The organism is Umezawaea beigongshangensis (assembly GCF_016464305.1).
Lineage (GTDB): Bacteria > Actinomycetota > Actinomycetes > Mycobacteriales > Pseudonocardiaceae > Umezawaea_A > Umezawaea_A beigongshangensis.
Genome location: NZ_JAEIOJ010000013.1, coordinates 29,073 through 42,604, shown reverse-complemented (window position 1 = coordinate 42,604; position 13,532 = coordinate 29,073). Strand labels below are relative to the sequence as shown.

General features: G+C 72.6%; 12 protein-coding genes. 6 read left to right on the top strand and 6 right to left on the bottom strand.

What is annotated here, in order from left to right:
- Positions 1-275 precede the first annotated feature (275 nt).
- Positions 276-2,198: a family 43 glycosylhydrolase gene (locus IMZ35_RS25570; protein WP_199443746.1), complete on the top strand. Its 1,923-nt coding sequence runs from the start codon at positions 276-278 to the stop codon at positions 2,196-2,198.
- A 522-nt stretch (positions 2,199-2,720) separates the two neighbouring features.
- On the top strand, positions 2,721-3,866 hold the full coding sequence (locus IMZ35_RS25565; RefSeq protein ID WP_199443745.1) for an AI-2E family transporter: 1,146 nt from the start codon (positions 2,721-2,723) through the stop codon (positions 3,864-3,866).
- A 95-nt stretch (positions 3,867-3,961) separates the two neighbouring features.
- Here the strand turns inward: IMZ35_RS25565 and IMZ35_RS25560 are convergent, their stop codons facing one another.
- Together IMZ35_RS25560 and IMZ35_RS25555 are read right to left on the bottom strand one after the other, a co-directional pair.
- Complete coding sequence (locus IMZ35_RS25560) at positions 3,962-4,966, bottom strand: esterase/lipase family protein (RefSeq protein WP_199443744.1); 1,005 nt, start codon at positions 4,964-4,966, stop codon at positions 3,962-3,964.
- 108 nt (positions 4,967-5,074) lie between these two features.
- On the bottom strand, positions 5,075-5,893 hold the full coding sequence (locus IMZ35_RS25555) for an SDR family NAD(P)-dependent oxidoreductase (RefSeq protein WP_199443743.1): 819 nt from the start codon (positions 5,891-5,893) through the stop codon (positions 5,075-5,077).
- Between the two features lie 81 nt (positions 5,894-5,974).
- On the opposite strand from IMZ35_RS25555, the gene IMZ35_RS25550 reads away from it, so the two are divergent.
- Positions 5,975-6,394 carry a MarR family winged helix-turn-helix transcriptional regulator gene (locus IMZ35_RS25550; RefSeq protein ID WP_199443742.1) on the top strand — a complete coding sequence of 140 codons (420 nt, stop codon included), beginning with the start codon at positions 5,975-5,977 and terminating at the stop codon, positions 6,392-6,394.
- A 1-nt stretch (position 6,395) separates the two neighbouring features.
- On the opposite strand, the gene IMZ35_RS25545 is transcribed toward IMZ35_RS25550, so the two are convergent.
- The 4 genes from IMZ35_RS25545 to IMZ35_RS25530 all read right to left on the bottom strand — a co-directional run bounded on the left by IMZ35_RS25545 (position 6,396) and on the right by IMZ35_RS25530 (position 10,283).
- Positions 6,396-7,187, bottom strand: coding sequence for an alpha/beta fold hydrolase (locus tag IMZ35_RS25545; RefSeq protein WP_307868770.1), 792 nt, complete (start codon positions 7,185-7,187; stop codon positions 6,396-6,398).
- A 48-nt stretch (positions 7,188-7,235) separates the two neighbouring features.
- Positions 7,236-8,756 carry an FAD-dependent oxidoreductase gene (locus IMZ35_RS25540; RefSeq protein ID WP_199443741.1) on the bottom strand — a complete coding sequence of 507 codons (1,521 nt, stop codon included), beginning with the start codon at positions 8,754-8,756 and terminating at the stop codon, positions 7,236-7,238.
- Positions 8,757-8,759: 3 nt separating this feature from the next.
- The gene (locus IMZ35_RS25535) at positions 8,760-9,662 is read right to left on the bottom strand and encodes an AurF N-oxygenase family protein (RefSeq protein WP_199443740.1); all 903 of its coding nucleotides are present in this window, start codon (positions 9,660-9,662) and stop codon (positions 8,760-8,762) included.
- A gap of 372 nt (positions 9,663-10,034) precedes the next feature.
- Complete coding sequence (locus IMZ35_RS25530) at positions 10,035-10,283, bottom strand: MBL fold metallo-hydrolase (protein WP_199443739.1); 249 nt, start codon at positions 10,281-10,283, stop codon at positions 10,035-10,037.
- Between the two features lie 8 nt (positions 10,284-10,291).
- On the opposite strand from IMZ35_RS25530, the gene IMZ35_RS25525 reads away from it, so the two are divergent.
- The 3 genes from IMZ35_RS25525 to IMZ35_RS25515 all read left to right on the top strand — a co-directional run bounded on the left by IMZ35_RS25525 (position 10,292) and on the right by IMZ35_RS25515 (position 13,427).
- Positions 10,292-10,507, top strand: a complete 216-nt coding sequence (locus IMZ35_RS25525) for a hypothetical protein (protein ID WP_199443738.1) — start codon at positions 10,292-10,294, stop codon at positions 10,505-10,507.
- 258 nt (positions 10,508-10,765) lie between these two features.
- Positions 10,766-11,983 (top strand): hypothetical protein, encoded by a 1,218-nt coding sequence (locus IMZ35_RS25520; protein ID WP_199443737.1) that lies wholly within the window; start codon positions 10,766-10,768, stop codon positions 11,981-11,983.
- A 658-nt stretch (positions 11,984-12,641) separates the two neighbouring features.
- The gene (locus IMZ35_RS25515) at positions 12,642-13,427 is read left to right on the top strand and encodes an NPP1 family protein (RefSeq protein ID WP_199443819.1); all 786 of its coding nucleotides are present in this window, start codon (positions 12,642-12,644) and stop codon (positions 13,425-13,427) included.
- Positions 13,428-13,532: the final 105 nt, after the last annotated feature.

Genomic DNA, 13,532 nt, shown 5'->3' with positions numbered 1-13,532 from the left:
CGGTCGGCGGGTCCGCGGTCCCGGCTCCGGTCGTGCTCGTGGTGAGCGCGGCGGTCGGGGCGGTGACAGAACAGGACAACTTCGAACGAAAGCGCTCACGAACACCCGGTACACCCTGGTCCGCGCGGCCCGACAACAGGACAGAACGCTTGACGCGCCCGAGAGCGGCGGGCACTGTCAGCAGGAATGTTGGTCTTTGTTGAACGCCTGTGCCGGGTGCCGGTGCCGTTCGCGGGTACCCCACCGCCGGTGCACGACCCCTGGAGCAGCCGACGATGACCGCTCTCCCGACCAGGCTCACCACCGGCGTCCTCGCCGCGCTGCTCGTCGGCGCCGCGGTCACGACGCTCCCGGCCGCGACGGCCGCCCCGGCACCGGAACGACCGGCCGCGGGCAACCCGTTCACCGACGGCTGGTACGCCGATCCGGACGTCGCCGTGTACGACGACACCTACTGGGTGTTCCCCACGACGTCGGCGGTCTACGCCCAGCAGACCCACCTCGACGCCTTCTCCTCGCGGGACCTGGTGCACTGGACCAAGCACGACGACGTGCTGACGACCGAGAACGTCTCGTGGGCCACCCGCGCGGTGTGGGCACCGGCGCCGATCGCGCGCAACGGCAAGTACTACCTGTACTTCGCCGCCAACGACATCCAGAGCGACAGCGAGCTCGGCGGCATCGGCGTCGCCGTCGCCGACCGTCCCGAGGGGCCCTACGCCGACGCCATCGGCCGACCGCTGATCTCGCGGTTCCACAACGGCGCGCAGCCCATCGACCAGGACGTCTTCGTCGACGACGACGGTCAGGCGTACATGTACTACGGCGGCTGGGGCCACGCGAACGTCGTGAAGCTCAACGAGGACATGACCAGCCTCGGCAGCTTCGCCGACGGCACCGTCTACCGGGAGATCACGCCGTCGGGCTACGTCGAGGGTCCGCAGATGTTCAAGCGCGGCGGCCGGTACTACCTGATGTGGTCCGAGGGCGGCTGGACCGGCCCGGACTACTCGGTGTCCTACGCCATCTCCGACTCGCCGACCGGCCCGTTCACCAAGCTCGACAAGGTGCTCGCGCAGGACCCGGCGGTCGCGCGCGGCTCCGGGCACAACTCGGTGCTCAACGTCCCCGGCACGGACGACTGGTACGTCCTCTACCACCGCAGGCCGCTGAGCGAGACCGACGGCAACCACCGCCAGCTCGCCCTGGACCCGATGCGCTTCAACCCGGACGGCACGATCCAGCGCATCACCATGAGGGTCGAGGACGACTTCTCCGACGACAACGCGCTGGGCTGGAAGACCCACGGCGGCGCCTGGTCGGCGGGCGGCGGGCGGTACCGCGCCGGGAACTCGGCGGGCGGCAAGGCGCTGCTCGACACGAACTTCGCCGACTTCACCCAGGACACCGACGTCACGATCACCTCGCGCCGGGGTGACGCCGGGATCGTCTTCCGGACCACGCGACCGGCGACCGGGGCCGACAGCTACAGCGGCTACTACGCGGGCATCAGCCCGGCCGGCCGGGTCGTCCTCGGTCGGGCCGACGGCTCCTGGACCCCGCTGGGGTCCGCTCCGCTGCGGGTCGACGCCGGTGCGACGCACCACCTGCGCGTCACCGCGGTCGGCCCGTCGATCCGGGTGTACGTGGACGACATGTCCGCACCGAAGATCAGCGTCACCGACGCCGTCTTCGCCAGCGGCGCGAACGGCGTGCGGGTGTTCAACACCGCCGCGGACTTCGACGACGTCTCCGTCCGCCCGGCCACCGGGCCGGGCACCAACCTCGCGCTCGGCAAACCCGCCACCGGCAGCCCGTCCTGCGGCCCGTCGGAGGGTCCGGACAAGGCGGTCAACGGCACCGTCAACGGCGGCAACTCCGACAAGTTCTGCTCCTCGACGCCGAACGCGTTGCTGGAGGTCGACCTCGGCGAGTCCCGGACCATCGGCCGCTTCGAGGTCGCGCACGCCCAGGCGGGCGGCGAGCGGGCCGAGTACAACACCCGGTCGTTCACCATCTCGGTGTCGGACGACCGGACGAACTGGCGGAGCGTCGTGGACTTCGCGAACAGCACCGCGGCCACCACGCTGCACCCCGTCAGCGGTGTCGCGGGCCGCCACGTCCGCCTGGAGGCCCGCGTCCCGACGCAGACCACCGAGACGGCCACGCGGATCTACGAACTGCGCGTCTTCGACTGAGCCGAGCGGGTCCGCCGCGCGGCGACGATGCCGCGCGGCGGACTCCCCCGCCTCACGGGCACACCCGGACGAGGCCCTGCTCGTGGGCGCACACGGCCACCTGGACGCGGGCGCGCGGGCCCAGCTCCATCAGCACCCGGCCGACGTGCGTCGTGACCGCGGTCGCTTCCGGGCAGAGCTCGTCGGCCGTCTCGGCGTGGACAGCCCGCGAGCCACCAGCACCAGCACCTCCCGCTCCCGCGGGGTCAGCGCGGCGACCGCCTCCAGCTCGGCCCGCACGGGCGCGGCGACGGTGAGCCGGTGGATCGCGCTCGCCCGCTGTGCCCCGGTGAGGTCCGCCGGAGGAGGAGAACGACTCGCGGCACCGGTGCGCGTCGTCGTGCCCGGCGACCGGGTCCCCGTTCCGCACCGCGCAGGAGCCGGGTCCTCCGCGGGGAGGACGGGACGCTGATCCGCGCGGGCCGATCCGCTCTGGCAGGCTGGCACCGGAGCACGGCGACGCAGGGCAGGACGGGGGCAGACGTGACCGAGCAGAACCGCCGGTGGAACGATCGCGGCCAGGCGATCGGGCACGGTGTGAGCTGGCTGGCGCGCTGGAGCGCACGCGTGGCGCTGGCCGCGATCGGCTTCGTCATGGTGTGGTGGATCATCGGCAAGCTCTGGGTCGTGGTCATGCCCGTGCTGCTCGGGCTGCTGATCACCACGGTGCTGTGGCCGCCCGCCCGGTGGATGCGCGCGCGCGGAGTGCCCCCGGCACTGGCGGCGACGATCGTGCTGCTCGCGGGACTCGCCGTCCTCGGCGGCATCCTCGCGCTGATCACGACCTCGATCGTCTCCGGCGTCCCCGAGATCGCCAGCAGCGCGACCAGCGCGCTCGGGCAGGCGCGGGAGTGGATCTCCGGTCCTCCGCTGAACCTCGCCACCAGTCAGCTCGACCAGCTGGTGCAGCAGGGCACCGACCAGTTGCAGTCCAGCGTCGGCTCGATCGCCACCGGACTGCTCACGGGCGTCGGCACCGTGACGTCCGGTCTCGTCACCGGCGTCGTGGCGCTGCTGCTCGCGTTCTTCTTCGTCAAGGACGGGCCGAGGTTCGCGCCGTGGCTGCGCGGAGTGGTCGGCGAGCGCGCGGGCGGACACCTGACGGTGGTGCTGGAGCGGGTGTGGGCCACGCTCGGCGGTTTCATCCGCACCCAGGCCGTGGTGAGCCTGGTCGACGCGGTGCTGATCGGCCTCGGCCTGGTGGTCCTGGGCGTTCCCCTGGCCGTCCCGCTGGCCGCGCTCACGTTCCTGGGCGGTTTCGTGCCGATCGTCGGCGCGTTCCTCGCGGGTGCGCTGGCCGTCCTGGTCGCCCTGGTCAGCAACGGCTTCACGACGGCCGTGATCATGCTGGTGATCGTGGTGGGGGTGCAGCAGCTGGAGGGCAACGTGCTGCAACCGATCCTCCAGTCGCGCAGCCTGCGCCTGCACGCCGCGGTCGTCCTGCTCGCCGTGACGGCGGGCAGCAGCCTGTACGGCATCGCGGGCGCGTTCCTGGCGGTCCCGGTCGCCGCGACGGCCGCGGTCGTGCTGCGCTACCTCGGCGAGGTGATCGACGGGGGCAGCGCCTCGGCAGCCCCCGTCGATCAGGACCGGCCACCGGTCCCGGCCCCGCAGGCGGAGAAGCCCTGACGGCGCTGGCCGGTGTGCTGGCTCGTCGACCCGTCGCGGGTCGCGGTGACGGCTCCCGCGGACCCCGCGTCCCCGACCGGCTCCCGCCCGGAGGATCAGCGCCGCGCGAACACGTGGGGCTTGAGCGCGGGCTCGGTGGCCACGACCTCGGCGCGAGCGATGTTGTCGGTGATGGTCCTGGTGAAGGCAGCCAGGTCGGCGGCGTGGGTGTGCGGGTCGACCCCCGGCATCAGTTCCTGCGCGCAGACCGAGGCGGGGACCTCCGCCGGGTTCGCCGGACCGGGGCGCGTGATGGCGTTCATGGCGAGGGCGTGCGCGAGGGCGTCGCTGGTGCCGATGCCGAGGTGATCGCTCGTGTTGGCGGGACAGACGTCCTGGAGCGAGATGTTGGCGACCCGACCGGCCGGGCCGCTCAGGTCCGTCGTGCCAGCGGGCGTGACGAACTGGTCGTGGGTGGTGGACAGGGAGGTGTAGGAGATGCCGGGGAAGGTCTCCCGCCCGGAGTTCGTCGCGTCGACGAACGCGGCTGTCGTCTTGAGCTGAAGGTTGAAGGCCGGACCGTTGCCGTCGGGGTAGGCGATGTCGTTCTGGACGCTGCCGTGGTTGACGGCGGCGAAACCGACGTGGTCGGCGACCATCGCCCTGGTGTCCGGCCAGAAGCGCAGCGCGAACCGGGAGCTGACGCCGCCCTGGCTGTGGCCGAGCACGGCGATCTTGCCGCGGCTGATCGCGCGGGTGTGCCGGATGGCGTGCACCACGTACTCGGCGGAGACCTGCACGTCGCCGACCGCGTTGCCCGGCGGGGTGACCGCGCAGTACGGGTGGCCCGCCTCGTCGAGAGCGGCGAACCAGTTCCAGGAGTAGGCGTCGGCGGGCGAGGCGCCGGTTCCCGGCACGAGGAGGACGACCTCGCGGTGGGAGCCGTACGCCGACGGGGTGCACGTCACCGACGCCTGCAGGTCGGCGACGGGGACGGACAGACGGGGACCGGGGCGATCGATCGGGGCGTACGGCCCGGTCGATCCGCCGGACGCGGACGCCACCGGCGACAGGGGTGACGCGAGCAGAGCGGTGGCGACGAGCACCAGCAGACGTTTCATGAGCCGACGCTACGAGGTGACGCCGGTGTCAGCATCAAGCTCGGCACCGGCGGTGTGGGGCGAGTCACACCGGTCACCCGGCCCCGGTCGTCGACGCCCGGCACGGCCCTACCCGGCCAGGTCGACGACCTCGTGCAGGCGCAGTCGGCGGTTGACCCAGCCGGCCAGCCGCGGGACCGCGGCGCGCGGCAGCAGGCGCGCGGGCCAGGTCATGGCACGGGTCACGGCACGGCCGGGGTAGGACACCGCGCGCCGCCGGGCGTAGTCGTCCAGCGTGCGGGCCGCGACCGCGTCCGGCGCGTCGGCGAACCGGGGGTCGATCGTGGCCGAGGTTCCGTCGAAGAAGCCGGTCGCGACCGCGCCGGGGTGCGCCGCCATGACGTGGACGCCGGTGCCGCGCAGCTCCTCGGCGAGCGCCTCGGTGAACGAGAGCACGAACGCCTTGGTCGCGGCGTAGCTGGCCTGGTAGGGCATGGGCTGGAACGCGGCGGTGGACGAGACGGTGATGATGCCGCCGGAGCCGCGGGCGACCAGTTCGGCGCCGATCGCGTGGGTCAGCGCGAGCAGGCCCCGGACGTTGAGGTCGACGGTGCGCAGTTGCGGTTCGACCGGGCGGCCGAGGAACGGGCCCGCGCTGCCCGCCCCGGCGTTGTTGAGCAGCAGGTCCACGGTCAGGCCCCGGTCGCGCAGCTCCCGCACGATCCGTTCCGGGCCGTCCGGGGCGGTGAGGTCGCCGACGACCACCGCGGGGTCCGGCCCGTCGTGCCGTTCCCGGATCTGCGCGGCGACCTGCCGCAGGTCGCCCTCCGAGCGGGCCAGCAGGATCACCCGCGCTCCCCGGCGGGCCAGCTCCAGCGCGTACGCCCTCCCCAGCCCCTTGGACGCGCCCGTGACGAGCGCGCTGACACCGCGGTAGTCGTCTCCCACAGAATCCTCCGTTGTTTCGAGTCTTGAAGCATTGACGCTAGCACGATGCTTCAAGACTCGAAACGTCGATAGGATGGGGGCATGACCACGCCCGATCTCACCGCGGTGGTCGCCGCGACCCACGACATCTGGATGCGGACCACCGACTCGATCGGGCAAGCGCTGGCCGGGCACCAGCTGACACCGGCGACGTTCCACGCGCTGTGGGCCGTCGACCCGGACGAGCCGCCGCCCTCGATGAAGGTGGTGGCCGAGCGCCTGTACTGCAACGCCCCGAACCTGACCTTCATCACCAACCAGCTCGCCGACCGGGGTCTGGTGGAGCGCGCCGTGGACCCGGCCGACCGCCGCTCCCGCGTCCTGGTCCTGACCGCCAAGGGCCGCCGGGTTCGCGCCGAGCTGGTCGCGACGGCGCTGGAGAGGACCCCGCTGGCGGCGCTGAACGCCGACGAACTGCGGCAGCTCGCGGCCCTGCTGAACCGCGTCGCGCGCTCCGACTGAACTACGCCCGGTGCAGGGGGTGCCGGTTCAGGAAGCCGATCACCTCGGCGCTCGCCCGTTCGCGGAACTCCTCGAAGTAGGCGTGCCGCGCGCCCTGCAGGACCACCACCTCGGCGTCCGGGACGCGCTCGGCGAGCAGGTCGGCGTTGCCCGGCGGGCAGAACGCGTCGTCCGAGCCGTGCAGCACCAGCGTCGGCGCGGTGATCCGGGGCAGCTCCTCCCACGCGTCGTGCTGGGCGCTGGCCCTGCGGTGCCCGCGGCGCGCGGCGGAGGTCATCGACGGATCACCCAGGACGTGGTGCGGGTCCGGGTGGGACAGCAGGTGGCGCGGGGTGAACATGAGGTCGCGCAGCACCCGCTGGTCCGAGTCGCCCAGGAGGGACCGGAGCACGTCGGGGTGCGCGACGAGCCCGTGCTCCCCGCCCGGCGAGGTGCAGCCCAGCACCAGGGCGCCGACCCGGTCGGGGTGGTCGACGGCGACCCACTGGGCGATGCGTCCGCCCATGGACGTGCCGTAGACGTGCGCGCGCGGCACGTCGAGCGCGTCCAGCACCGCGATCACGGCGGTGGCGAGGCTCCGCGTGGCGTACCGGCCGTCGGCGGGCGGGTCGCTGTCCCCCGTGCCAGGCGCGTCGATCGCGATCGTCCGGAAGGCGCCCGCGAAGTCGTCGCGGACCGGGTCCCACCAGCGCCGCGAGTTGGCCTGTCCGGCCAGCAGCACGAGCGGTTCCCCGTCCCCGCGCACGTCGTGGGCCACCGCCGCGCCGTCGGGCGTCCTCGCACCACCGCTCACCCGGCCATTCTCCCCGGCGCGACCCGACCCGGCGGAGCGGGGCGGGCTCTACGACCTCCGGAGGAGGCGGGAGGTCAGCGCGGCGACGCCCGTCGGACGCCGGTCGCGCACCGGCAGCCTGCCCGCGACCGCGTCGGCGACGAGCGCGCCCACGGTCTCCCGCGCACACGTCCGGTTGGCGCCGATGCCGCCGGAGGGCCCGCGTTTGATCCAGCCGACGACGTAGGTCCCCGGCAGCGCCTCCACGCGTCCCCCGGCGTGCGGAACGGTCCCGGTCTCCTCGTCGAAGGGGAGGCCGGGCAGCGGCGTGCCGCGGTAGCCGACCGCCCGGACCACCAGATCCGCCGGGATCTCCACGTCCCCGGCGGGACCGGTGACGCGCAGCCCGCGCACGCTCGCGTCGCCGACGACGGCCACGGGCGCCGAGTGGAACCGCAGCACGACGCGCCGCCGACCGGACGGGGGTGGCGCGGACCAGTCGACGGTCTCCCGCGCCACATCGCGCAGCAGCCCGGCGCGGCTGGCCGGGGCGGCCGCGTCGACGGTCCGCGTCGTGCGCTCGTCGGAGGCGTCGAGCACGACGTCGACGTCGTCCAGCACGGTGAGGGCGAGCAGTTCCGACCTGGTGTACGCGGCGACGTCCGGCCCGCGCCGCCCGAGCAGCACGACCTCGCGGACCCTGCTCGACCTCAGCCGCTCCAGCGCGCCCGGTGAGATGGACGTGCCCTCCAGCGTGCTCGGGTCGGCGGTCAGGACGCGCGCCACGTCCAGCGCGACGTTGCCGTTGCCCACCACGACCACGCGCTCGGCCGACAGGTCCACCGCGTCCACCGCGACGTCCGGGTGGCCGTTGTACCAGGCCACGACGGTCGTGGCGGCGAGACTGCCGCTGAGGTCCTCGCCGGGCACGCCGAGCCGGCGGGCCGACGACGCGCCGACGGCGTAGACCACCGCGTCGTGCCGCGCCGACAGCTCGTCCGCGCTGACGTCCCGGCCCACCTCGACCCCGAGGCGCAGCCGGAGCCGGGGGTGGTCGTGGTAGCGCGCGAACACCTCGCCGATCTTCTTCGTGGACGGGTGGTCGGGCGCGACGCCGTAGCGGATCAGGCCACCGGCGACGGGCAGCCGGTCGATCAGGGTGACGCGGGCGCTGGTGTGCAGCAGGAGGTCCTCGACGGTGTACATGCCGGCCGGTCCGGTGCCCACCACCGCGACGTCCAGCGGCGGGAAGTCGGCCGGGATGTCGTGGACGAACACCGGCGGGCCCCACGCGTGGAAGTTCGGCGCCGGATCGGGCCTCTCCTCCACCGGGTCGCGATCGGCGTAGTGGTCGGCGTTGATCTGCGCGTACGGCGCGAGCGAGCGGGTCAGCCCCTCGACCGGGAAGATCGCGTCCACGGGACACGCGTCCGCGCACGCGCCGCAGTCGATGCAGGCGCGCGGGTCGACGTAGAGCATCTCGGTCGTGCCGAAGTCCGGCTCGTCCGGCGTGGGGTGGATGCAGTTGACCGGGCAGACGGCGACGCAGGACGCGTCGCCGCAGCAGGTCTGGGTGATCGCGAAGGCCATGGTTCAGATCAGGTTCGCACGCTTGTAGAACCAGGTCGCCGCCCTGGTGAGCAGCCCGGCCGAGCTGAGGAACTCCATCAGCCCGGAGCAGCTCGACCGCAGCATCGACCTGTGGTGCTCGTTCGACCGGGCCTCGCGCAGCGCCCGCTCGGTGTCGAGCCCGGCGTTGGCGTACACCTCCCCGCTCACCATGCTGGTGACGATGCAGTACGAGGCGATGGCCACGACCAGGGCGTTGAACTGCCTGCGCACCGGACCCGCTCCCCTCAGCCGGTCCCTGGTCTCCTCGCGGGCGAACTGCATGTGCCGCGACTCCTCGACCACGTGGATGTTGTTGATGGTGCGGACGAAGGGCACCACCCGCTCGTCGCGCATCCAGTCGCGCTGCATGACGTCGAGGACCTCCTCGGCGACGAGGATCGCCGCGTAGGCGGCCTCGCCCACGGCGATGGTCTTGAACGCGCGGCCGAGCTCGATCACCAGCCGGCGCGGCCGGTACGCGGGAGCGCCCAGCTTCGCGGCGCCGCGGGCGAACATGATCGAGTGGCGGCACTCGTCGGCGATCTCGGTCAGCGCCCACTGGAAGGCCGGGTCGGTCGGGTCCTTCGCGTAGAAGTCGCGGAGCACCATCTGCTGGAGGATCATCTCGAACCAGATCCCGGTGCTGGCCACGGACGCCGCCTCCTGGCGGGTCAGCTCGCGCTGCTGCTCGGGGGTCATCTCGTCCCAGTAGGACGTCCCGTACAGCGTGCTCCACTCCGGGCTCGCGCCGTGGTAGGCGGTGTCCAGCGGCGTCTCCCAGTCGACCTCCCGCACGGGGTCGTAGGACAGCGCCCGCGACGAGTCCAGCAACCTGCGCGCGACCGCCCTGCGGGCGGACTGGTCATCGGTGTCGACGCTGGTCATGAGGGCTCCCTGATGACGATGTGCCTGTTACCGGTCGTTACTGTTACCAAAGGTAACACGAACTGTGCCGAAGTGGACCCCACGACGGCGACCGGGCCGGACGGCGGGGTCGAGAGCGGTCCGGCTCCCCCACCAGGACCTGGCGCAGCCACACCCTCGCTGCGGCCACGTGGTCGCGGGCGAGGCCGGAGCGCACCGCGAGCAGCCGCCGGGCGCACTCCCGGTCCCCGCCGTGGAACAGGTCGGTGGCGGCCCGGCGAGGCCCGCGCGGCGCGCGGGGACGGCGTGCGGCGGCGGTCGTGATCCGGTGTCGGGCAGCACCGACCTCGTCCGCCCGCGACGTCCTCGGCCTGCTCCACGGGTGACTCCCCCTCACGTCCGCGGCCGACTCCTCCGTCGCGCGTCCTCCAGCAGCGAGGGGTCGTGGGAGTTGACGATCACCGGGTCTGGATCGCCCCGCCGGCGCAGCTCGGCGAGCCGGGCGTGGTTGTCCCGCACGCGCTCGCGGTCGGCGGCGACCAGCGCCTCCTGGAGGGTGAGGACGAGCGGCTGCCGCCCCCGGCCGTCGAGGACGCCGCGGTCGTAGAACGCGTCACCGGCGTGACGCCCTGCGGGCCGCACTGGCGTACGTGGTCGGCACCCTGCTCCGCGAGGTCTCCGCGAGCCCGGCGTTCAGCGGGGACGACCCGGCCGGTGTCGAGCACCGCCGCACCGAACCGGAGTCCTCCGGGCTCGCGCACGTGGCCGAAGCCGCCCCGCACCTCGCCGTCCGCGACCACCGCGACGAGTTCGAGTTCGGACTCGACCTCGTGATCACCGCGCTCGAACTGCACCGGCCGGGATGACCTCCAGACGCAGCGGACCGACCCCACCGCACCGGACCAGCGCTTCTCCACTCGCGGACGCCGGACGAACGGAAACAGCGCCAGCTTCCCGAGCGGACCAGTCCTCCGTGGACGGCGAAACCGCACTCGTGCGAGCGCGACCACGGCGGCGGCCGTGTCCACGAGGACACCTCCACTACCCGGCCGAACCCGCCGGCTCGCCGAACGAGCTGTCTCCGTAACCACCGTCAACGGCGCTCCGATGATCAGGACATGCGCGTGAAGACCGATGACGGCACGGAGCTCAACGCCGAGTTCGAGATCGAGGCGGACGGTGATCACCTCGCCCTGCTCCTGCAGAGCGCGGGCGGCAGGGTCGGGGGAAGTCGGTACGGCCGCAACCACCAGTACAACGACGCCCTCGAACTGCTCCTGATCCGGCTCCGGGAGCGCGGCGCGGTGCTGGAGAGCGGTGTCGTCGACTCCAGGCCGGCCAGGCTGCTGTCCGAGGAGCAGCGCACGATCCTCACGTCACCGGTGGTCCTGGCAGAGGTGCACGACATCCCGGCGTTCAGGTTGAAGCTCGGACGCGCACAGGGCGGGGTGGGCGAGAGCCCGGACGGCAACGCGACCAAGCGGATCCGGCTCCGACTGAGCGTGCCGGGCTGCTCCGCGGCCGACGCCCGTCGCTTGGCCGCGGACCTGGCCGAACCGGCGAACCACGACCGCGTGCCCGAGGCGCTTCCGCTGATCCGCTCACTGATCGGCGACCCGCTCTCGACCGTGAGCGGCCAGGAGAACGTCGTCCTCGCAGTCGACGAGAAGCGGGCGCTCGTGGCGACGAAGAGGTCACCACGCGGACAGCACGTCGACATCGCGTTCGTCGAGAACGGTCTGGCGAAGCTGTACGGCCGCGGGTCCGTGCAGGTGAACGTCGCCGAACTGGGGCACCGGTCCGCGTTCGTCGGAGCCGTTCTCGCCACCCTTCCCGGCACGACCCTCTCCGAGAACCCCGCCACCGTGACGTTGCACGCCCCGGAGTCTCCGCCATCCGTCCGGCAGTTCCCCGTGCTCGACGGCAGCGCACACGTGAAGATCCGCAAGGAGCAGGCCGAACTGCGGAGGTCGCTGCTGAACGGCCGGGCCTCGGCGCCCTGCGACCTGTGCGGGGACGAGTACCCCGGCGAGTTCCTGGTCGCCGCTCACGTCAAGCGGCGGGCGATCTGCACCGACGAGGAGCGCAACGACCTGGCCAACGTTGCGATGCTGGCGTGCAAGTTCGGTTGCGACAGCCTGTTCGAGACCGGCCACGTCGCGGTGGACGACAGCGGACACGTCCTCTCGTCGACCGAGGACGTGCTGCACGAGCGGCTGCTCGACCACCTGAAGCGCCTGCACGGGCGGCCGTGCAGCGCTCATCGATCGTCGTCTGCGGCGTACTTCGCGTGGCACCGCGTCAACGTGTACCGGGGAAGGGTTTCTTTCGGTACACACTGAAACCACTACGTACATCGTGGTTACGTGACGCGTCCTGGCGCTTTCAGCGAGTTCGCTCCGCGTCACGGGGGTGAGCGTCGTCCTGCCCGCGCCGCACGCCGACGACGTGCGGGCGCTGGAGCGCGACGATCGCCCCGTCGCGCGCGTCCGCCCTGGAGTCCACCGACGCGCCACCGCACGCACGATCGCGGGGCACGGCCGCCTGTCCACGAACTGCACGTGCGCGCGATCCAGCAGCGGCCCCGCCGACGAGCCTCTCGCCCTCGGAGCCCGACTCCAGGACGTCCGAGGCGACCACGAGGTCGGAGGTCGTCCCGGTTCGGCGAGTGCGCGCCGCCGGTCTGGGGCCCGCTGGCGATCCGGTCTAGGAGGGGATCGGGCCGGAGGAGCACGGTCTTCGCCGCGAGCGCGGGACGGAAACGCCACCCGGAAATCGCCAGGAGTTCTTTCTGCCGACACCGGGACATGAATTACGAGAAATCCCCGCGTGCACCTCGTGACCACCGGTCGGAATTACGACCATCGGCGGGTTGACGATGCCCGGACAGGTGCTGAAACCTCGCATCCGACACCCTCACCACGGGTTTCACCCCTGCATCACCGTTCGTCACCAGCCCTGCAAGCACCTCCTGGAACGAAGGGGATCGTTCTCGTGAGCATGGAGAAAACACACCGGAAACGACGGAGTTCCGGCACCGCGAGAAGGCTGTGGCACGCAGTGCTCGGCGCCGTTCTGCTCGCCGTTCTCGTGCCCGGAGCGGCGTGGGCCGACCCGCCCGCCGCGCTGCCGTCCAGCGTCACCGCCCCCGACGACAAGTGGCAGCCCGCGTTCGACTACGACGGCGACGGCTGCTACCCGACGCCCGCGATCTCCCCGACGGGCGTGGTGGCCACCGGGCTCAAGAACTCCGGCGCGTTGAACGGCAGCTGCCGCGACCGCTCCGACCTGGACAACACCAACTCCTACGCGCGCTCCAAGTGCAACAACAACTGGTGCGCCCACCTGTACGACCTGTACTTCGAGAAGGACCAGGCCGTGCCCGGCATCGACTGCTGCGGGCACCGGCACGACATCGAGCACGTCGTGGTGTGGGTGAGCGGCGACCAGGCGCAGTACGTGTCGACGTCGGCGCACGGCAGCTACTCGACGCACCCGCGCTCCCGGGTCGCCTGGGAGGGCACGCACCCGAAGATCGTCTACCACAAGGACGGCGCGAGCACGCACTGCTTCCGCCTCGCCGGGGCGACCGAGCAACCGGAGAACCACTACGGCACGTGGCAGTACCCGGACCTGGTCAGCTGGAACAACTTCCCGCCCGGTGTCCGCGACGTCCTGGTGAACGCGAACTTCGGCAGCGCGAGCCTGGCCGTCAAGGACTCGGCCTTCGCGAGCAACCTCGCCAAGGCCAAGCCGAGCGGCATCCCGTTCGACCCGTTCGCCTGACCCGGCGGTGGCCCCCCCCCCCCCCGGGGGGGGGCCCCCCGGGGGGGCCCGCCCGGGGGCCGCGGGGGGGGCCCCCGGGCTGGGCCCGGGGGGGCGCCGGGGGGG

Bases quoted from the DNA above. Each gene is read 5' to 3' on its own strand.
- IMZ35_RS25570 (WP_199443746.1), top strand. From the start codon at position 276: ATGACCGCTCTCCCGACCAGGCTCACCACCGGCGTCCTCGCCGCGCTG.
- IMZ35_RS25560 (WP_199443744.1), bottom strand. From the start codon at position 4,966: ATGAAACGTCTGCTGGTGCTCGTCGCCACCGCTCTGCTCGCGTCACCC.
- IMZ35_RS25550 (WP_199443742.1), top strand. From the start codon at position 5,975: ATGACCACGCCCGATCTCACCGCGGTGGTCGCCGCGACCCACGACATC.
- IMZ35_RS25540 (WP_199443741.1), bottom strand. From the start codon at position 8,756: ATGGCCTTCGCGATCACCCAGACCTGCTGCGGCGACGCGTCCTGCGTC.
- IMZ35_RS25535 (WP_199443740.1), bottom strand. From the start codon at position 9,662: ATGACCAGCGTCGACACCGATGACCAGTCCGCCCGCAGGGCGGTCGCG.
- IMZ35_RS25515 (WP_199443819.1), top strand. From the start codon at position 12,642: ATGGAGAAAACACACCGGAAACGACGGAGTTCCGGCACCGCGAGAAGG.